General features: G+C 65.3%; 16 protein-coding genes and 1 pseudogene. 4 read left to right on the top strand and 13 right to left on the bottom strand.

Going from position 1 to position 17,077, the window contains the following annotated elements; genetic code table 11:
- Nucleotides 1–4 precede the first annotated feature (4 nt).
- From AB5K84_RS13560 to AB5K84_RS13550, 3 genes are all read right to left on the bottom strand, one after another.
- The gene (locus AB5K84_RS13560; RefSeq protein WP_161533756.1) at nucleotides 5–1,315 is read right to left on the bottom strand and encodes an ABC transporter substrate-binding protein; all 1,311 of its coding nucleotides are present in this window, start codon (nucleotides 1,313–1,315) and stop codon (nucleotides 5–7) included.
- 95 nt (nucleotides 1,316–1,410) lie between these two features.
- Complete coding sequence (locus tag AB5K84_RS13555; RefSeq protein ID WP_011089220.1) at nucleotides 1,411–2,115, bottom strand: hypothetical protein; 705 nt, start codon at nucleotides 2,113–2,115, stop codon at nucleotides 1,411–1,413.
- A gap of 29 nt (nucleotides 2,116–2,144) precedes the next feature.
- Nucleotides 2,145–3,170, bottom strand: a complete 1,026-nt coding sequence (locus AB5K84_RS13550; RefSeq protein ID WP_028176158.1) for an ABC transporter substrate-binding protein — start codon at nucleotides 3,168–3,170, stop codon at nucleotides 2,145–2,147.
- A 139-nt stretch (nucleotides 3,171–3,309) separates the two neighbouring features.
- Between AB5K84_RS13550 and AB5K84_RS13545 the strand changes: the two genes are divergently transcribed.
- Nucleotides 3,310–3,759 carry a cupin domain-containing protein gene (locus AB5K84_RS13545; protein ID WP_441232496.1) on the top strand — a complete coding sequence of 150 codons (450 nt, stop codon included), beginning with the start codon at nucleotides 3,310–3,312 and terminating at the stop codon, nucleotides 3,757–3,759.
- 52 nt (nucleotides 3,760–3,811) lie between these two features.
- Here AB5K84_RS13545 and AB5K84_RS13540 read toward each other — a convergent pair whose 3' ends face one another.
- The 6 genes from AB5K84_RS13540 to AB5K84_RS13515 all read right to left on the bottom strand — a co-directional run bounded on the left by AB5K84_RS13540 (nucleotide 3,812) and on the right by AB5K84_RS13515 (nucleotide 8,864).
- Nucleotides 3,812–4,585, bottom strand: a complete 774-nt coding sequence (locus AB5K84_RS13540) for an anti-sigma factor family protein (RefSeq protein ID WP_304567474.1) — start codon at nucleotides 4,583–4,585, stop codon at nucleotides 3,812–3,814.
- The gene (locus AB5K84_RS13535; protein WP_441232495.1) at nucleotides 4,582–5,100 is read right to left on the bottom strand and encodes a sigma-70 family RNA polymerase sigma factor; all 519 of its coding nucleotides are present in this window, start codon (nucleotides 5,098–5,100) and stop codon (nucleotides 4,582–4,584) included. Before AB5K84_RS13535 ends, AB5K84_RS13540 begins: the two co-directional genes overlap by 4 nt.
- Before the next feature lie 40 nt (nucleotides 5,101–5,140).
- Nucleotides 5,141–6,610 carry a YncE family protein gene (locus tag AB5K84_RS13530; RefSeq protein WP_441232494.1) on the bottom strand — a complete coding sequence of 490 codons (1,470 nt, stop codon included), beginning with the start codon at nucleotides 6,608–6,610 and terminating at the stop codon, nucleotides 5,141–5,143.
- A 9-nt stretch (nucleotides 6,611–6,619) separates the two neighbouring features.
- On the bottom strand, nucleotides 6,620–7,081 hold the full coding sequence (locus AB5K84_RS13525) for a DUF305 domain-containing protein (RefSeq protein ID WP_441232493.1): 462 nt from the start codon (nucleotides 7,079–7,081) through the stop codon (nucleotides 6,620–6,622).
- Between the two features lie 176 nt (nucleotides 7,082–7,257).
- Complete coding sequence (locus AB5K84_RS13520) at nucleotides 7,258–8,046, bottom strand: ABC transporter permease (RefSeq protein ID WP_011089227.1); 789 nt, start codon at nucleotides 8,044–8,046, stop codon at nucleotides 7,258–7,260.
- The gene (locus AB5K84_RS13515; protein WP_011089228.1) at nucleotides 8,046–8,864 is read right to left on the bottom strand and encodes an ABC transporter ATP-binding protein; all 819 of its coding nucleotides are present in this window, start codon (nucleotides 8,862–8,864) and stop codon (nucleotides 8,046–8,048) included. The genes AB5K84_RS13520 and AB5K84_RS13515 overlap by 1 nt, the downstream gene beginning before the upstream one ends.
- Nucleotides 8,865–9,008: 144 nt before the next feature.
- Here AB5K84_RS13515 and AB5K84_RS13510 point away from each other — a divergent pair, with 144 nt between their 5' ends.
- Nucleotides 9,009–9,791, top strand: a complete 783-nt coding sequence (locus AB5K84_RS13510) for an ATP-binding cassette domain-containing protein (protein ID WP_441232492.1) — start codon at nucleotides 9,009–9,011, stop codon at nucleotides 9,789–9,791.
- Nucleotides 9,788–11,347: a glycine betaine ABC transporter substrate-binding protein gene (locus AB5K84_RS13505; RefSeq protein WP_028176163.1), complete on the top strand. Its 1,560-nt coding sequence runs from the start codon at nucleotides 9,788–9,790 to the stop codon at nucleotides 11,345–11,347. The genes AB5K84_RS13510 and AB5K84_RS13505 overlap by 4 nt, the downstream gene beginning before the upstream one ends.
- Before the next feature lie 191 nt (nucleotides 11,348–11,538).
- Here the strand turns inward: AB5K84_RS13505 and AB5K84_RS13500 are convergent, their stop codons facing one another.
- Together AB5K84_RS13500 and AB5K84_RS13495 are read right to left on the bottom strand one after the other, a co-directional pair.
- Nucleotides 11,539–13,251, bottom strand: a complete 1,713-nt coding sequence (locus AB5K84_RS13500; protein WP_441232491.1) for a sulfatase-like hydrolase/transferase — start codon at nucleotides 13,249–13,251, stop codon at nucleotides 11,539–11,541.
- Nucleotides 13,252–13,431: 180 nt separating this feature from the next.
- Nucleotides 13,432–14,154, bottom strand: a complete 723-nt coding sequence (locus tag AB5K84_RS13495; RefSeq protein WP_441232490.1) for a TetR/AcrR family transcriptional regulator — start codon at nucleotides 14,152–14,154, stop codon at nucleotides 13,432–13,434.
- Between the two features lie 37 nt (nucleotides 14,155–14,191).
- On the opposite strand from AB5K84_RS13495, the pseudogene AB5K84_RS13490 reads away from it, so the two are divergent.
- Nucleotides 14,192–14,811, top strand: a pseudogene (locus AB5K84_RS13490) (hypothetical protein).
- A gap of 9 nt (nucleotides 14,812–14,820) precedes the next feature.
- On the opposite strand, the gene AB5K84_RS13485 reads toward AB5K84_RS13490, so the two are convergent.
- Together AB5K84_RS13485 and AB5K84_RS13480 are read right to left on the bottom strand one after the other, a co-directional pair.
- On the bottom strand, nucleotides 14,821–15,672 hold the full coding sequence (locus tag AB5K84_RS13485; RefSeq protein ID WP_441232791.1) for an SDR family oxidoreductase: 852 nt from the start codon (nucleotides 15,670–15,672) through the stop codon (nucleotides 14,821–14,823).
- Nucleotides 15,673–15,939: 267 nt separating this feature from the next.
- Nucleotides 15,940–17,040, bottom strand: a complete 1,101-nt coding sequence (locus AB5K84_RS13480; protein WP_441232489.1) for a DUF2336 domain-containing protein — start codon at nucleotides 17,038–17,040, stop codon at nucleotides 15,940–15,942.
- Nucleotides 17,041–17,077 lie beyond the last annotated feature (37 nt).

The following is a 17,077-nucleotide window of genomic DNA, read 5'->3' as shown; positions in this document are numbered from 1 at the left end:
TGCGCTACTGGTTGCTGTAGGTGGTGCCCTTCGGCAGTGGCAGCACGGCCTCGCGCTGCGCCTGGCTCTTGGGCCACACCACATGGGACTTGTCCTCGAGATACTGGATCACGACGGGGAACGAGCGCTCGTTCTGCCCTGCCATCGGCGTGCCTTCGCCGTAGAACTTGACGCCGAAGCCGAGCATGGTGCCGCCCTCGGGAATGTCGGTGTCGAGCGCCGCCTTGCGCAGCGCGTCGGGATCGACCCCGCCGTATTTTTTGATCGCGCGCGGCAGCACATCGCTCATGAACACATAGGTATTGGACGCACCGATGCCGACATGGGCGGAGCGGATGGCGACGCCGGGCCTGATCTTGTCGAACTCCTCGCCGACCATCTTGATCACGGGGGGAAGCTTCGGATCCATGGTCTTCTGGTTGGCGAGCCAGATCGAGATCGGGTCGGTGTTGAAGATGTAGGTGGCATCCGCGCCCATGCCCTCCTTCAGCTTCTCATAGACGCCGTAGCCGGCGCCATGCCCCATCAGCGCGCCGAACTTCAGCCCCTGCTCGCGGGCCTGCCGCAGCAGCAGCGTGATGTCGGGGTTGTAGCCGGTGTGGAAGATCACGTCGGGCTTGGCGCGCTTCAGCTTGGTCACCAGCGACGAGAGATCCGGCGCGGTCGCCGAATAACCTTCCTTGATCACGACGTTGAAGCCGGCCTTCTTGGCGCCCGCCTCGTTACCCCTGGAGACGTCGACGCCATAGGCGCCGTCCTCATGGATGATGGCGACGCGCAGATCCTTCGGCTCCTTGTCGAACTTCGCCTTGGCGTTCTGGGCGATGAAATCCATCGTCATCATGCCGAACTGATCGCCGCTCGCCTGCGGACGGAAGACGTATTTGTAGCCCTTCTCGTTGAACACGGCGGACGAGATGCAGGTCGTCATCCACATGAACTTCTTGAGCTGCTCGACACGGGCCGCGACCGGCACGCATTGTGCCGAGGAGAAGAAGCCGAGCACCATGTCCACCTTCTCCTGCTCGAGCAGGCGGACGGATTCGTTGATGGCGACGTCGGGCTTGCTCTGCGCATCGGCATAGACCGCCTCGATCTTGTAGCCCTCGACGCCGGTCCTGGCGAAATGGTCGAGGATGATCTTTGCACCGATATAGCCGAGCTCAGAGCCGCCGCCCGCGAGGGGGCCGGTCAGGTCGAACACCACGCCGATCTTGATCTTCTTCTCCTGGGCCTGGGCGGAGACCGCCCAGCCCGTCGCTGATATCGCGACCATCAGCCCCCGTACCAAGCGGGCAGCCATGCGCAGGCGCATCTAAACCTCCCTGGACGATTGTGCATTGCATTCTTCTTGCTTTTGCTTTTTCGCCCATCACATGGGCTGCGCGCAGCGATGTCAAGCCTCGCGCGTCAGCGCGAGGCGAACTGCTGCGCGACGAAGGCCGTGACAAATCGCGGCATGGTAGGTGTGAGATCATCCATCCCGCGCACGAGATGAATGGCCGACAACTCAGGTTCGGTCTCGCGCGCGAGATTGGCTTCGATCCGGGCACGGATCGCCTCGCCCGGCATGTCCAGGTTGATTATCTGAATCATTGCAATCGCATGGCCACTGACGACGCAGTGCCAGTCGGTTTCCGCCGCGTAGTCGGCCGCGGTCAGGCCGGTCTCCTCGGCGAGCTCGCGGACGACGCTGCCGGGAATGTCGAGCACACCGTCCCTGACGTCGTCGAGATCGGGCGTGCCGGAGGGGAAATAGATGCGGCCGGCATTGGCGGTGTGCTGCGCCATTTCGCCCATCACGAAGGCGCCGTCGGAGGCGCGCAGCGCGCCCATGCCGAAACCGTTGAACACGGCAGTGTCAGGGAAGCCCCAGTCGCGCCAGGCGAGGAAGCTCGCGAAATCGGTCTCGAAATAGGTCGCGGCGAGATGGCCGTCCGTGAACACGGCATCGCGCCCGAGCAGGACGCGGCCGTTCCAGATTTTCGGCCGCTCGCGCTGCTTCTCGGCAAAGTGCGCCGCGATCTCGGCGCGCCGTTCCTCGGCGAACGGCCAGATGATTGGCCGCACGGCGAGATCAAGCGTCGTGACGCGATGAATGACCGGGGACGTCATGAAGCCTGGTTACCACGCCTTCGCGTCAGTTATTTGGCGCTCCCCGTGGTCTTCTTGGCCTGCTCGACATACCTGTTGGTAAAGGTCTTGCTGACGTCGATCTTGGCGTTGGCGACCTCGGGCGAGCCGACGCTGAACACGGCGAGCACGGCGTCCGCGCCCTTCGGGTCCATCTTGCCGGTCTCGGAGAACATCGGGATCGTGTTCTTCAGCGCGGCGAGATAGAGGTCCTTGTTCTTGCCGACGGTCTCTTCCGGCATCTTCGCCATGATCTCCTCAGGCGAGTGCGAGTGAATCCAGGCCAGCGTGGCGAGGATCGCATTGGTGAGCGCCTGCGTCTCCTTCTCGTGGCCGTTGACCCAGGCCGCGGTCGAATACAGCGCGCCGCCCGGATATTCGCCGCCGAACGTCTCAAGCGTGTCCTTCTGGGTGCGGGTGTCGCTGAGAATGCGCAGATCCTTGTGGCTGCCCTGGAGCACCGTGACGGAGGGATCCAGCATCACGGCTGCGTCGATCTGCCCCTGCTCCATCGCGGCCACCGCGGTGGCGCCGAGGCCGACGCCGATCACGGCGGTGCCGGCGGGATCGAGGCCATTCCTCTTGAGCATGTATTTGAGGAAGAAGTCGGTCGAGGATCCGGGGGCGCTGACGCCGACCTTCTTGCCGGCGAGATCCTTGATCGACTTGATTTCGTTCGTGTGCGCGGGCGAAACCACCAGCACGAGGCCGGGATAGCGGTCATAGACGACGAAGGCCTGGAGCTCCTGCTTCTTGGCCGCCAGGTTGACGCAATGGTCGAAATAGCCGGAGACCACGTCGGCGCTGCCGCCGAGCACGGCCTTGAGCGCGTCCGAACCGCCCTTGAGGTCCACAAGTTCGACATTGAGGCCGGCCTTGTCGTATTCGCCGAGCTGCTTGGCCAGCACCGTGGGCAGATAGCATAGGCAGGAGCCGCCGCCGACCGCGATGGTCACCTTGCTTTGCGCCGCGGCAAGACCGGTGGTGAGCGTCAGCGCGAGCAGCGCGCCGGCGAGCCTGGCAATCGTGTTCTTCATTGGTTTCCTCCGTTCGGCCGGCGGCACCATAGAGCAGCGGGACCGGCTTGAGAAGCACTGCCTAAGTGCGACTCGCCATCAGCCTTTGGGCGCAATAGCATGGCCAAACAAGAACAATTCCTGATGGGGAGAATCATCCATGAAACGCCTTGCCGCCGGACTGTCGATCGCCGCCGCCTTTGCCGCCGGATGCGGCGCAAACCAGTTGCTCCGGCCGGCGCTGGCCGCCGAGAACGTCACCGCACAGATCATCCACACCGGCGAGATGGAAGGCGACGCGCTCGGGCCCGCCAACAACGTCGGCTATCGCTCCAAGATGTTCGCAAGCGCCGACGGCGCCACCATCTCGATCCAGGTCGGCAATGTGCCCAAGCACCTGCATCCCAACACCAACGAAATCCAGTACATCCTGGACGGGACCGGGACGATCTGGCTCGGCGACAAGGAGGTCACGGTGAAGCCGGGCGACCTCGTCATCATCCCCAAGGGCACGCCGCATGGCGGCACCAAGCCGATCAGCGGCCAGGTTAAGGCAATCGCGATCAAGACGCCGCCGCAGGCGCCCGACGATACCAAGCTGCTGGATTGAGCATTCGCGCTGCCGGGGCTCGCGCGACGCGCGGGCCCGTCCACTGTCCCGGCTAGATCGGGCGCGCCTGCTTCCTGATCTCGTTCGCGATCGGCTTGAGCGTGTCCGTCGGAAGCTCGCCGACGAGCGTATAGCCCATGCCGCCGTCCGCCCAGGCGAAACCCGCGACATCACCGGTCGATTGCGGCAGCATCGGCGTATCCTGTCCACCGCGGCTCATCGGGCGCGTCAGCACGACAAGGCGATCGCCGCGATCGTCGTCGTACATGAACATCGCGGCCGGACCGTGCGAGGTCGCAACGAGACGCCCTCCCATCAGCCGATAGCCGGACACGGAAAGATCCGGCACCTTGACCGGCTGCTTCAGCCGGTTGGAGACCCATTGCGTGAGCTCGGCACTGTCGGACGCTCTTATCTCGACCGGCCGCACGCGGTCGGGCGCATAGACGCCATAGGAGTAGGCGGCCTCCTGGGCCAGCGCAGACAGACCGTTCGAACCCTCTTGCAGCAGGCTGCGCATGGTCCAGCCGCCGAAACCGCCGACGCCGAGGAGCAGCAACGCAGCAATTGCTCCCCATGCCGGCAGAGGACGCCGCTTCCGGTTCTCCATGATATGCGACAAATTCAGCTCGGCCGGCAATGGCTCGTCGGCGATTGACGCAAGCGCGCCGCGCAACTGCTCGCGCTGGGTGGCGAAGGCCGCGACGCGTCTGGCGACATCCGGGTGATCGTCCAGATAGGATGCGACCTCCGCGCGACGCTCGGGCTCGAGCACCTGGTCCACATAGGCGTGGAGATCATCCTCCGTGATCGGTCGCTGGTTCATTTCGAGCTCCGCAATGCCACGACATTTCCTGGCGCAATGCCATCCATCTCCTGTTGTAACCTTTCCCGTGCACGCGACAGGCGCGACATCACGGTGCCAACCGGAACCTTGAGAACTTCGGCGGCGTCCGCGTAGGAGAGATCCTCGACCGCAACCAGCAACAACACGGCCCGCTGCTCCTGCGGCAGTCTCGCCAGCTTGTTCAGGACGTCCTGATAGATCAGCCTGTGCTCCTGCGCTGCCGCACTGACAAGCTCGCGCTCGCCGGCATCGTCGATCGGCATATGCCTGCCCCGCGCTGTTGTCTGGCGAAATTGAGTGACCGCCAGATTGTGGAGGATCGTGAACAGCCAGGCGCGCACGCTGCCGTCGCGCCGCTGGTGCCAGCGGCCGACGGCCCGCTCCAGGCAATCCTGAACTAGATCGTCGGCGGCCGCGCGATCGCGTACGAGGGCGCGCGCATAGCGGCGGAGCGCGGGGATCAGTGGCTCGACCTGAACCAGCATGTCCTTCATGAGGCGCTCCGCCTGCTCTTCGTTGCCGCCCGACGGTGCGTCATTGCGTCTCGATCTGGACCGCCTCGCCGGGCCCGGCCGCGTCTCCGGAGGCGATCACCAGATATCGCTTTCCAGCCACCGCGGACTGATCGACGATCTGCCGGATCGGGCCGGCCGCGTTGACGATGGCCGATCCGGCCGGATTGGTCATGAACGCCGCCAATGGCTGTAACGGGCCGCTCCCGTCACTGCGTTCCGCCAGCGCCAGCACATATTTCTGCCTGGGCTCAAGTCCCGTCACCGAAGCCTGCAAGATCTGGATCAGGCCCTGATCGAACAGCGAGACGCTGGTCGGCGCCTTTCCGTCCTTCGAACCGTCCCTGGATGCAAGCGCGAGATGAGCGACCTGGCCGGCAACGCCGAGGGCCTGCAGGTTCTGGCGGTCATCAGGATTGGGAGCCGCACCTGGAACGTAGGCAATGGCCTGCGGCGCCTGGCCGATCGGGACATTCGCCACCACGCTGTTGGTCGCGGTGTCGATCGCCGCGAGCGCGTCGGCGTTCTCAAGCCCGACATAGATGCGCGTGCCGTCGCCGGACGGCCAGACGCCGTGCGGCAGATTGCCGACCGGGATCGTCGCGACTTGCGAGAAGTCGTCGGTGCGGAACACCTTCACCTGGTTCAAGCCACCGATGGTGACGTAGGCAAATGTTCCCCTGGCAGTGTGCGCGAAATTGACGTGGTTGGTGATCGGACCGGAATCGATCGTCTTGATCGGGTTGAACGGCGGCCTGGCGTTGAACACCTGCGTCCTGCCCGTATCCTTCAGCGTGAACCACACCTGGTCTCCATCCGGCGTCACCGCGATGTTCGGGCAGAACGGGCTTTCCTGCTTCACCCTGGCGATGATCTTGTGCTCGGCGACCGCGACGACGTCGGTCTCGGGATTGAAGGACGAGCAGATGTAGGCGTATTTGCCGTCCGGTGAAAACATCTGCATGCCCGGTCCACTGGGGGTGGTGATGCGGCTTTTTTCCTCAAAGCTCTGCGGGTCGATCACGGAGATGTAGTTTTCGCCACGAACGGTGACCCACACCTCCTTGCCGTCCGGCGTGAAGAACGCCTCGTGCGGCGACCGCCCGATATAGGTCGTGTGCTTGACCGCATTGGTCGCGGTGTCGATGAAGGTGACCGAGTTTGAGCCGATCGACACCACCGCAAGCGTCTTGTGATCGGGCGAAAAGCCCATGCCATGCACGAGAACCTGGCCCTTGTAGAGCGGGCTGAAATTGCCGGGCTGCGGGTCGCCGAGCCGGATCACCCCAAGCAGCTTGTTGTCGACCGGGTCGGTCACCGAGACCGTGTTCGAGAACTGCTCCGCGGCATAGACGCGGTCGTGATGGCTGATCGGAATATCGGGTGAGGACAGCGCGCCCGGCGCCTGCCCTGCCCATGCGGCTGAACCGGTTGCAAGCATGGTGGCCGCCAGGAAGATGCTCTTCCAGATGCTGCTTCTCGACGTCTTCATGTGGCGCTCCTACTTCTTCATTCCGGCGGACATGTCCATCTGCATGCCCGGGTGATGATGGACGCTTGCAACGGGGCCAGACGGCGGCTGGGTCGGGGCGGGCGTCGTATCGGTTGCCGGTTCGCCGATCGCGAGCTTCATGGCCGCGATCTCCTGCATCTGGTCGACGATGATTTCCTGGGCGATGCGCCGCAACTGCTCGTTTTTGCCGTAGCGCAATTCGATGACCGCCATGTCGATCGCACCCTGATGATGCGGATTCATCATCGCGACGAAGTCGCGATCGACGTCGCCGGTCGGCTTGGCCGCCATGTCGTTCATCATCTTGGCCATGGCGGATTCGTTTTCTTCCAGGAACGCACGCTCCTCCGCGCTCAGCGCAGCCGGCGGGCTGGCCGGATGGGCTTCATGCGCGAATACGAGCGGAGGAATTGCGAAGGCGACGAGAATGCGTGCGCCGATGAGTGCCATGCCAAGGCCGGGCCTTGGCCATCGGCATCTGCCTGCGAGCGCCGCAACGAGGCGATGTAACTGTGACCGGTGCATCCTGAACTCCCATGCAGGTGGTTGCATGGGGGTATGACGCGTGGGCGCGCGTTCTATTCCGGCCGGTCAATCACATAAATGTCAGCAGGACAACGCGGCGGCTAGCCACGTCCATCCAACGCTGTCGGCCGCCACACCAGCAAGCGCCGCTCCACCAGCGTGACCCCGAAGTCGATCAGGATGACGAAGGCCGACAGCACGAACATGCCGGCGAACACGCCGGCGACGTCGAACACGCCTTCGGCCTGCTGGATCAGATAGCCGAGGCCGGCCGCCGATCCCAGATACTCGCCGACGACGGCGCCGACCACGGCGAAGCCGACCGAGGTGTGCAGCGAGGAGAACATCCAGGACAGCGCCGACGGCCAATAGACGTGCTGCATCAGCTGCCGCTCGCTCATGCCGAGCATACGGCCATTGTCGAGCACGGTGCGACTGACCTCCTTGACGCCCTGATAGACGTTGAAGAACACGATGAAGAACACCAGGGTCACGCCGAGCGCGACCTTGGACCAGATGCCGAGGCCGAGCCACAGCGCGAAGATCGGCGCCAGCACCACGCGCGGCAGGGCGTTGACCATTTTCACGTAAGGGTCGAACACCGCGGCGACCAGCGGCTGGCGCGCGAACCAGAAGCCGATCAGCACACCGCCGAGCGATCCGATCACGAAGGCAAGGATCGATTCCGCGAGCGTGATGCCGAGGTGCTTCCAGATCACGCCGGAGGCAAACCACTTCACGATCTGGCTGAACACGTCGAACGGGTTGGAGAAGAAGAACGGCGGCAGCACGATCTTGCCGAACACGGGGACGGTCGACAGCACCTGCCACAGCACAATGCAGACGACTGCGACCAGGACTTGCAGCGCAAGCAGCGTCGGGCGCGACATCAGACCGCCTCCGCCGCTTGGGTGGATTGCGCGTAGCCCTTCATCACCTCGTCCTTGAGCACGCTCCAGATCTCGCGGTGGAGCGCATGGAATTCCTTGTCCAGGCGCACCTCGAAGATGTCGCGCGGGCGCGGCAAGCCGACGCGCCAGTCGCCGATGATGCGCGAGGACGGCCCCGCCGACATGATCACGACGCGGTCGGCGAGCGCGATCGCCTCTTCGAGATCATGGGTCACGAACAGCACCGCCTTGCGGTCGGCGTTCCAGAGATCGAGCAGCAGATTGCCCATCACCTGGCGGGTCTGTGCATCGAGCGGCCCGAACGGCTCGTCCATCAGCAGGATCTTGGGATCGCGGATCAGAACCTGCGCCAGCGCCACGCGCTTGCGCTGGCCGCCCGAGAGCATGTGGGGATAGCGGCCCGCGAAGGCGCCGAGGCCCACGGACGTCAGCCATTTCTGCGCCCGCGGCAGCGCCTCGGCGCGCGGCGTACCCTTGATCTCGAGCCCGATCGCGACGTTGTCGAGCGCGGTCTTCCAGGGGAACAGCGCATCGGCCTGGAACAGATAGCCGGCATCCCGGTTCAGCCCCGCGAGCGGCCGGTCGAAGATCTTGACGCTTCCGGCCGCCGGCTTCAGCAGCCCGGCCGCGACGTTGAGCAGCGTCGATTTCCCGCAGCCGGTCGGGCCGACGATGGCGACGAACTCGCCCTGCGCGACCGAAAGATGCGCCTTCTCCACCGCCGTATAGACCCGTCCGTCCCCCAGCCGGAACGCAACCTTGGCATCTTCCAGCGCCACCGCCGTAGGCGTTGTCATGTGTTCCCTCCGAATTTGGTCCGATGCCTTAACCGCTCGCGCGGCCAAGTTCAATCAATCCGCCAAGCGTGCTACGCATGGGCTTCGTCGCCTCCTTCACCCTCCCCTGGAGGGGGAGGGTAAGGAAGAGTGAGCCCCGTCCTGATGCCTTCCAAGCCCGCCATCAGCTATTCCCATGTCACCAAGAGCTTCGGCTCCCTCAAGGCCGTGGACAACGTGTCGCTGGACATCGCCGAGGGCGAGTTTGTGGCCATCGTCGGCGGCTCGGGCTCGGGCAAGACCACGCTGCTGCGGCTTGCCAACCGGCTGATCGAGGCGGATCTCGGCACCATCACGGTTGATGGCGAGGACGTGCAAAACGTCGATCCGGTCGCACTTCGGCGCCGGATCGGCTACGTCTTCCAGAGCGGCGGGCTGTTCCCGCACTTGAGCGTCGCCGACAATATCGGGATCACGCCGAAGCTGCTGGGCGCACCGGCAGCGGATATCGCAGCGCGGGTCGACGAATTGCTGGAGCTCGTGCAGCTCGACCGTGCCGCGCATCGTGACCGGCTGCCCGAGGCGCTCTCGGGCGGCCAGCGCCAGCGCGTCGGCGTGGCGCGGGCGCTCGCGGCAAAGCCCCGCATCGTACTGATGGACGAGCCGTTCGGCGCGCTCGATCCCCTCACCCGCGACGCGCTCGGCGACGACTATCGCTCGCTGCATCGCAGGCTCGGCCTGACCACGGTCATGATCACGCATGACATGACTGAGGCGATCCTGCTCGCCGACCGCATCGCGGTGATGCGCGGCGGCAAGCTGCTCGCGCAGGGCACACCCGCGGAGCTCTCCACGAGCACCGACGCCTATGTGCTGGAGCTGCTGCGCACGCCGCGGCGCCAGGTCGAGCGGCTGAACGCGCTGCTGCCGCAGAGCGGTGCGGCATGAGCCTCTTCACCGATCCACGCTGGGGCGAGGCGCTGTCGCATCTGCCCGACTATCTCGGCAACCATGTGCGGGTGAGCCTGGCCGCGCTGGCGCTCGGCCTCGCCGTCAGCCTGCCGCTGGCGATCCTGACACGCAACCGCCCGGCGCCGCGCGGCATCCTGCTCGCGCTCGCCAGCATCGTGCAGACCGTGCCGGGACTGGCGCTGCTCGCGCTGTTCTATCCGTTGTTGCTGGCGGCGGCGTCCCTGACGCTCGCCTGGTTCGGAATCTCCTTCTCGGCGTTCGGCTTCCTGCCGGCGATGCTGGCGCTGGCGCTGTATTCGATGCTGCCGGTGCTGCGCAACGGCATCACCGGGCTGAACGGCATCGACCCGGCGCTGATCGAAGCCGCTGAGGGCGTCGGCATGACCGCGCGGCAGTCGCTCGTCCTGGTCGAGCTGCCGCTGGCGCTGCCGGTGATGATGGCGGGCATCCGCACCGCCGCGGTCTGGGTGATCGGCACTGCGACGCTCTCGACCCCGATCGGGCAGACCAGCCTCGGCAACTACATCTTTGCCGGGCTCCAGACCCAGAACTGGGTATTCGTGCTGTTCGGCTGCCTTGCCTCCGCCCTGCTGGCGCTCGCCGTCGATCAGTTGCTCGGCCTGATCGAGAGCGGCCTGCGCCGCCGCAGCCGCCTGCGCACCGGGTTCGGCGCGGTCGGGATCGCGGCACTGGTCGCCGCAACGCTGGTGCCGACGATGGGCCGCTCGTCGCAGGGCTACGTCGTCGGCGCCAAGACGTTTGCCGAGCAATACGTGCTGTCGGCCCTGCTCAGGGATCGCCTCCAGGCGGCCGGCCTGTCGGCCACGGCGCGCTCGGGCCTCGGCTCCAGCGTGATCTTCGGGGCGTTGAAGGCGGGCGACATCGACCTCTATGTCGATTATTCCGGCACGCTCTGGGCCAACCAGCTGCATCGCACCGACATCAAGCCGCGCGCCGAACTGCTCGCGGAGCTGAAGACAGCCCTCACGAAGGAGAACATCACCCTGCTCGGCGAGCTCGGCTTCGAGAATGCCTATGCGCTGGTGATCCCGAAAAAGCGTGCCGAGGCGCTTGGCATCCGCACCATCGCCGATCTCGCCGCGCACGCATCGGCGCTGTCGATTGCCGGCGACTACGAGTTCTTCTCGCGCCCCGAATGGGCGGCGCTGCAAAAGGCCTACGGCCTTCAATTCCGCGCCCAGCGCCAGATGCAGCCGGATTTCATGTATGCGGCGGTCGCCAGCGGCGAGGTCGACGTCATCGCCGGCTACACCAGCGACGGGCTGATCGCGAAGTACGACCTCGTTGTGCTCGACGATCCCAGGCACGCGATCCCGCCCTACGACGCGATCCTGCTGCTCGCACCCAAGCGCGCCGGCGACGAGCGATTGCAGGCCGCGCTCAGACCGCTGCTCGGCAAGATCGACATCGCCACCATGCGCGAGGCCAATTTGCGCGCCAGCGGCAACGACGCGAATTCGTCGCCGGATGCGGTGGCGAAATGGCTGTGGGGGAAGGTGGGCGGGCGGTAGGCCTGCGCTATTTATTCGGTGTCGTCCTGGCGAAGGCCAGGACCCATTCCCCAAGGCTTGGTTATGTGGACGGTACTAGCAGCTCGCTCGATTTGATAGATCACGCGGTATGGGTCCTGGCCTTCGCCAGGACGACATTGGAGAGACATGGACGCTCCAAGAAACGCCCCCTCGCAAAACGCGTCAGAGCGCTACAGCCCCCGGATCATCCCCGCATTGATCAGCAGCCGGTTGAGCCGCCGCGCCTCGGCGCCGCCCTTGCAGCCGTAGAAGATGCCCTTGCAGCGGAGCATGATGTCCTTTTGCACGGCGAAGGACGGGTCGAGCGGGATGCCGGCCGCTTCCTGGATCACCAGCGGCAGATAGGGCCCGTCGATCGTGTCCATCACGGCTTCGCTCTTCACTGGCTCGAAATTGACGGCGTCGATCGCGTAGTAGGTCGCGTAGAGACGCGGATTGTAGGCGTCGAGCTTCTTGCCGATGGCGCCTTCGTCGAGCCCGGGCTCGAGGATGTTCGGCGCAAACTCGGGCTGATGGTCGCCATAGCGCACGATCAGGAAGGGCTCGCCGGGAAACGTCTTCTTCAGCCCGGCGACGAAAGCCTTGTACTGCTCGGCGCTCATCGCCTGCCGGCGCAGATATTCGTCGATGGACGCCACATTGCCCGGCGCGCGCCAGTTCGGCAGCAAATCGGGACGGAAGCGCGTCTCCCAGGGGAAATGATTGGCGCCGAGATAGATGAAGGTGAACAGCGGCTTGTTCGGCGTCCGCTCACCCATCAACCGGAGCGCCTTGTCGTAGAAGAACGAGTCCGGTTCGACGTCCTTGGCGCCGAGGTCCTTGGAATCGAGGAAGCGTTCGACGCCGGTCGTCATCTGGAAGCTGCGTGCGCCCATGAAACCGCCATAGGCGGGATAGAGCGACAGGGTGTCGTAGCCGCAGCGGCGCAGCGCCAGCGGCAGGCCGCGCTCGACGCGGCCGGTTGCGATGCGCGTCACGAAATACGCGAAGCGGCCGAACGAGCGCGAGGAGAGGCCGGCGAGCACATTGTACTCGGTGAACCAGCTCGGCCCGCCATTGCTCTCGGCCAGAAACGTGCGCTGCTTGCCGTCCCATGACTTGAAGTGGCTGCCATAGCCCTGCGGCACCTTGATGCCCTGGGCGGCGCGGATGTCGAAGCTCGATTCATCATGGATCATGATGATGTTCGGCCGGCGGCCCGCAGGGTGGCAGGCGTCCACCAGCGGCATGTTGAGCCGCTCGTTGGTCGAGGCGGCCGATTCCATGAAGCCGTACTGCGCGAAGTCGGACACCGCGCTGACGCCGGAGCGGAAGAACTTCGAGAGATAGCCGTCGTCGTAATAGCCCCGCCAGGCCTCGTCCGGATGATAGAGCGAATAGCCGACCAGCGCGGCAAGACAGGCGAGCTTGCAGGCGAGCGCCGGCAGGCGGCGGATGCGGAACGGATCGAGCCACCACAGCGCGTACATCAGCGGCAACGTGACGAGACCGGCCAGGATCACCGACCAGCGCAAATTCGGGAAGATCGTGAACAGGAACGCGACGGTGTCGCGGTCGATCATCATCAGGTCGATGAAGTTGACCGTCATCTGCACGACGTCGTGCTTGAGCCGCGACAGCAGCACCAGCACGACGACCAAGGTCAGCGACAGCGCGCCCGACAGCGCCGGCCGGCGCAGCAGCGTGATCCAGAAGAAATTGAGGATGCCCCAGGCGAGCGCGAAGGAGAGGCGCGAGCCGAAATCGGTCTCGGTCTCGTACATCAGCGCGAGCGCCGCCAGATGCGGCGCGGCGACCGCGAGCAGCCGCCAGATGCCGAGCGCGGCAACGCTCGCCAGCACGGCAGTCGTGGCAGAAGGACCTGGATTGGGCGCGGACGCCATCGACGACACGCAACAGCTGGTCCGGCACGATGATCCTAGCCGTCTGGCCGGCCCGAAGGCGACTAGGGCGTCCGGCGCAGCCGGAAGCCTGCACCGTGTCATAAAACTGTAACGGAACAGTCAAGGACAGGCAACGCGCGCCGCGACCCGACCTTCGCTTATTCCTGGCGTTGGGCGACGCTAGCGCTTGGCAATCCCGGCGATGAACAGATCGATGACCCCTTCCGCCATCCGTTCGACCTCCCCCTCCTCCACGCCCCAGCGCGGAAAGTGGCCGTCGAGATTCATCCGGGCAAAACCGTAGACCAGGGCGCGACCGGCGATCTGGATGCGCTTGAGGTCGGCCGACGGCAGCAGGCCCTGCTCCGCCGCCTCGGCCAGCATCTGCTCCGTCAGAGCGATCAACTCGGCATTGTCGCGCGTCAGCTCCGCGGAGCTGCCATGGGCGAAATAGCGCCCCGTGGAGATGATCTCGAAATGTGCGGGATTGCGCATCGCCCAGCGCAGATAGGCAAGGCCGAAGGCGCGGAAGCGGCCGAGCGGATCGGCGGCCGGAGCCTCGCCCAGCGCCTTCTCGATCTCCGCACGAAAGCGCCGCTGCGCCTCCCCGGCCACCGCCGCCATCAGCGCGTCGCGGTTGGGGAAGTGCCGGAACGGCGCGCCCGGCGATACCGCGGCCCGGCGCGCGGCCTCGCGCACGGAGACCTCGGCGCCTTCGGCCGCCAGTTGCAGCGCAGCATCGATCAGCACGCGGCGAAGGTCGCCGTGGTGGTACGGCCGGACCTGGGATGTTTGGCGGCGCGCGCGCGGCTCGGAGGTCTGACGGGCGGACATCGGGCCTTCTAGCATCACCCGAACGTGAATGTAAGCAGCGATTACACCATTGACGGATATGCCGGCCATAAATGTAATCGATGATTACATAAGGGAGGAGACCACCATGTCACAACGTCAAAGCTGGCTCGAAGGCTGGAGGCTGCTGGCCGCCCTCACCCTCAGCCTGATCGTCCTCAGCCTGTGGATCGCCTCGATGCGGCAATTCGAGGTCGAGGGCTTGCGGATGGTGATCCGCTTCACGGCGCGCAGCTCGCTCATGCTGTTCTGTCTCGCCTTCGGCGCCGCGCTCTCGCCCGGCTCTGGCCCAATGCCTGGACGCGCTGGCAGCGCCGCAACCGCCGCTATCTGGGCTTGAGCTTCGCCGCCTCCCACGCGATCCACGCGGTTGCGATCGTCGCGTTCGCCAATATGGATCCGGCCGACTTTGCGGAGGCGACCTCGGCCGCCTCCTACATCTTCGGCGGCATCGGCTATGCCTTCATCATCGCGATGAGCGCGACCTCGTTCGACCGCACCGCCGCGCTGCTCGGGCCGCGCGCCTGGCGCGCGCTGCACCTCACAGGGGGCTATTACCTCTGGCTCCAGTTCATGGTGTCGTTCGGCAAGCGCGTGCCGGCGATGCCGCTCTATGCCGCCTTCCTCCTTCCGCTGCTCGCCGTGATGGCGCTGCGGCTGATCGCGATGGCCGCCCATCCGCGCGGACGGACCGTCGCGGCGCGCTGAAGCGGGGCGTCACCCCTGCGGCAACAGCCCAAGCTGCTTGGCGATGATTCGATCGACCGTCCGTTTCGGCAACAATGCACCGATCAGATGGCGCAGCGGATCCGGTGTGATCTGGTAGCGCACCCTGGGGCTTGCCGCGGTCAGCGCCTCGAACACGATCGCGGCGATGCGCTCGGCGGGCAGGCCCTTCGCGCCGAGCGCCATCATGAACGCCATGACCTTGTTGAGCGCCGGCAGATAGGGCGAGTTCTTGTAGACGGAGAGATCGATCTCCTCGGCCTTGCTCCAGATCGGCGTCTTCACCGCGCCGGGGGCGACGATGATGACGTCGATGCCGAACAGCATCAGCTCGCGGCGCAGGCTCTCAGAAAGGCCCTCGATCGCGTGCTTGGAGGTGCAGTAGGGCGCCGACAGCGGATTGCCGTTCTTGCCTGCGACCGAGCTGATCATCACGATCCGCCCCTTCGGCCCCTTCAGCGACGGGTCTGCGCCGAGCAGCGGCCCGAAAGCCTGCGTCGCGATCACTGGGCCGATGACGTTGATGTCCATCTGGCGGCGGAAATCATCGGCCGACAATTCGAGCACGGGACCGGCCACGGCGACACCGGCATTGTTGACGAGGCCGGCCAGCGTCTCGCCGCCCAGCGCCTCGCGGACGTTTCGCGCAGCAGCGAGGACCGCCGCCTCGTCGGTGACGTCGAACAGGAGCGGCGTGAAGTTGGCGCCGAACTCACCCGTGAGCCGGTCGGCGTCGGCCTGCTTGCGGACGCTGCCGAACACGCGATAGCCGTGCCCGACCATGAATTTCGCAATGGCCCAGCCGATGCCCGTGGACGCGCCGGTGACGACGACAGATCGCATGGTCATTCCCCCAAAAGTTCCCGCGATCATGCAGGAGGAAGGCACCGGTGCGCAATGCCGCCCAGCTCTCAAGCAGGCGCGGCAGATGTCGGTTCTTAGGATGAAGCGGCGCGCGAACGTCGGGAAATGAGATTGTTTGCGCCTTGAAAAGGCGGATGAAGAGCCGAATCCTTGTCTCTGAAGGCGCCGAGCTTTTGGCGATCGCGAAATTCTGAAAAAATCTGAAAAACGGCGCGAGACCAGGAATGTGGTTTGGGTTCGCGTCCGCTAGTGGACAGGACCCTGGCCGGCCCGCTCGCGGAGCCGGTAGAATTGGAGCGCGGCCTTCGCGGTATTTGGCTTCAACCGGAGGAAGCTTGCAAAGCACTGCTCCAATCGTTCTTTCGCCTCGTGGGGTGAACCGGGCTGAAACGTCAAGATCGCCTTCGTCGTGTCCCAGGACAGACCGATCGCCTTCGCAAGAATGAGAATCTGCTCGGGCTCGGAGCGGACCAGCGCGCGCTCGATCGCTCCGATCGGCAGATCGCTCATGAGCGACAGCGCGACGGCGGTCTTGTCGAAGCTCCGCTCGCCGATGAAGTCGAGCACGTGTGCCTCGTCGAGTTGCCCACCCGAATGTAGCGACCTCACCTCGGCCAACGCCCGGGCATGTTCGCTCGAGCCTGCCCGGGCCATCGTATGAAGCTCATCGGAGCTCTCCGCAATGGCACTCCGGATCAGCGCCGCCTGGCGCGGATCGGCCGCCTCCAGCTTGCGCCTCACCATCTCGGACGCATGGACGAACAATTTCAGCAAGCTCGCGCGCGGGATATCGGGGCGAGCCCAGATGCAGATGGCGAGCGCGCCATGGTCCCGGGCCCGGCCGGTGAGCCGGGACATTCCCTGGACCGAGAACCTGGCCCCACCGTTACCGGCTGTCCGCACCGCGACGTCGCTGTTGCCGCGTTCGACCAGGACATCGGTGACGGGTTCCGTCAACTGGCTGCGGCCGGCGATGGCCAGCAGGTGATCCTGGCTCTTGGTCCGCGCGTTCTCCGCCAACGTCACCTCGTCGAGCCGTGGTGAGTGCTCCAGCACCGGCGCGGCCACCTCGGGCGCATCGTCAAACGCCAGCAAGCGGATCGTCCGTAGTGGCGCGTCAGGCAATCTGGAAAGCCGGCCCCCGAAGGTCGCCCGCGCGGTGCACTCGATATTCCTGAGAAGCGTGCTCATCACCTCGTCGAACAGATCGATCTGCACGTCGCTGAACTTGCCCGAGCCCAACACGAAGAGATCGGCGACTTGGCGCAGGAGCTCGGCGCGCTTCGACAGTTCCGGGCTCGCCAGCGCGATCTCGAGTTGATCGATCAGGCCGTTCGTCAAATTCATCTCTCGTGACCCTGGGGTTGAGTTGCCTGTGTTCCGA

Source organism: Bradyrhizobium sp. 1200_D9_N1_1 (assembly GCF_052075915.1).
GTDB classification, from domain to species: Bacteria; Pseudomonadota; Alphaproteobacteria; order Rhizobiales; family Xanthobacteraceae; genus Bradyrhizobium; species Bradyrhizobium diazoefficiens.
The sequence above is the reverse complement of the archived record's forward strand: the minus strand, read 5'-3'. Positions and strand labels throughout refer to the sequence as shown.

Bases quoted from the DNA above. Each gene is read 5' to 3' on its own strand.
- AB5K84_RS13535 (WP_441232495.1), bottom strand. From the start codon at position 5,100: ATGAAGGACATGCTGGTTCAGGTCGAGCCACTGATCCCCGCGCTCCGC.
- AB5K84_RS13510 (WP_441232492.1), top strand. From the start codon at position 9,009: ATGCCTTCCAAGCCCGCCATCAGCTATTCCCATGTCACCAAGAGCTTC.
- AB5K84_RS13520 (WP_011089227.1), bottom strand. From the start codon at position 8,046: ATGTCGCGCCCGACGCTGCTTGCGCTGCAAGTCCTGGTCGCAGTCGTC.
- AB5K84_RS13525 (WP_441232493.1), bottom strand. From the start codon at position 7,081: ATGGCACTCATCGGCGCACGCATTCTCGTCGCCTTCGCAATTCCTCCG.
- AB5K84_RS13540 (WP_304567474.1), bottom strand. From the start codon at position 4,585: ATGAACCAGCGACCGATCACGGAGGATGATCTCCACGCCTATGTGGAC.
- AB5K84_RS13485 (WP_441232791.1), bottom strand. From the start codon at position 15,672: ATGCGATCTGTCGTCGTCACCGGCGCGTCCACGGGCATCGGCTGGGCC.
- AB5K84_RS13500 (WP_441232491.1), bottom strand. From the start codon at position 13,251: ATGGCGTCCGCGCCCAATCCAGGTCCTTCTGCCACGACTGCCGTGCTG.
- AB5K84_RS13480 (WP_441232489.1), bottom strand. From the start codon at position 17,040: ATGAATTTGACGAACGGCCTGATCGATCAACTCGAGATCGCGCTGGCG.
- AB5K84_RS13545 (WP_441232496.1), top strand. From the start codon at position 3,310: ATGAAACGCCTTGCCGCCGGACTGTCGATCGCCGCCGCCTTTGCCGCC.
- AB5K84_RS13505 (WP_028176163.1), top strand. From the start codon at position 9,788: ATGAGCCTCTTCACCGATCCACGCTGGGGCGAGGCGCTGTCGCATCTG.
- AB5K84_RS13515 (WP_011089228.1), bottom strand. From the start codon at position 8,864: ATGACAACGCCTACGGCGGTGGCGCTGGAAGATGCCAAGGTTGCGTTC.
- AB5K84_RS13550 (WP_028176158.1), bottom strand. From the start codon at position 3,170: ATGAAGAACACGATTGCCAGGCTCGCCGGCGCGCTGCTCGCGCTGACG.
- AB5K84_RS13555 (WP_011089220.1), bottom strand. From the start codon at position 2,115: ATGACGTCCCCGGTCATTCATCGCGTCACGACGCTTGATCTCGCCGTG.
- AB5K84_RS13495 (WP_441232490.1), bottom strand. From the start codon at position 14,154: ATGGCCGGCATATCCGTCAATGGTGTAATCGCTGCTTACATTCACGTT.
- AB5K84_RS13530 (WP_441232494.1), bottom strand. From the start codon at position 6,610: ATGAAGACGTCGAGAAGCAGCATCTGGAAGAGCATCTTCCTGGCGGCC.
- AB5K84_RS13560 (WP_161533756.1), bottom strand. From the start codon at position 1,315: ATGCGCCTGCGCATGGCTGCCCGCTTGGTACGGGGGCTGATGGTCGCG.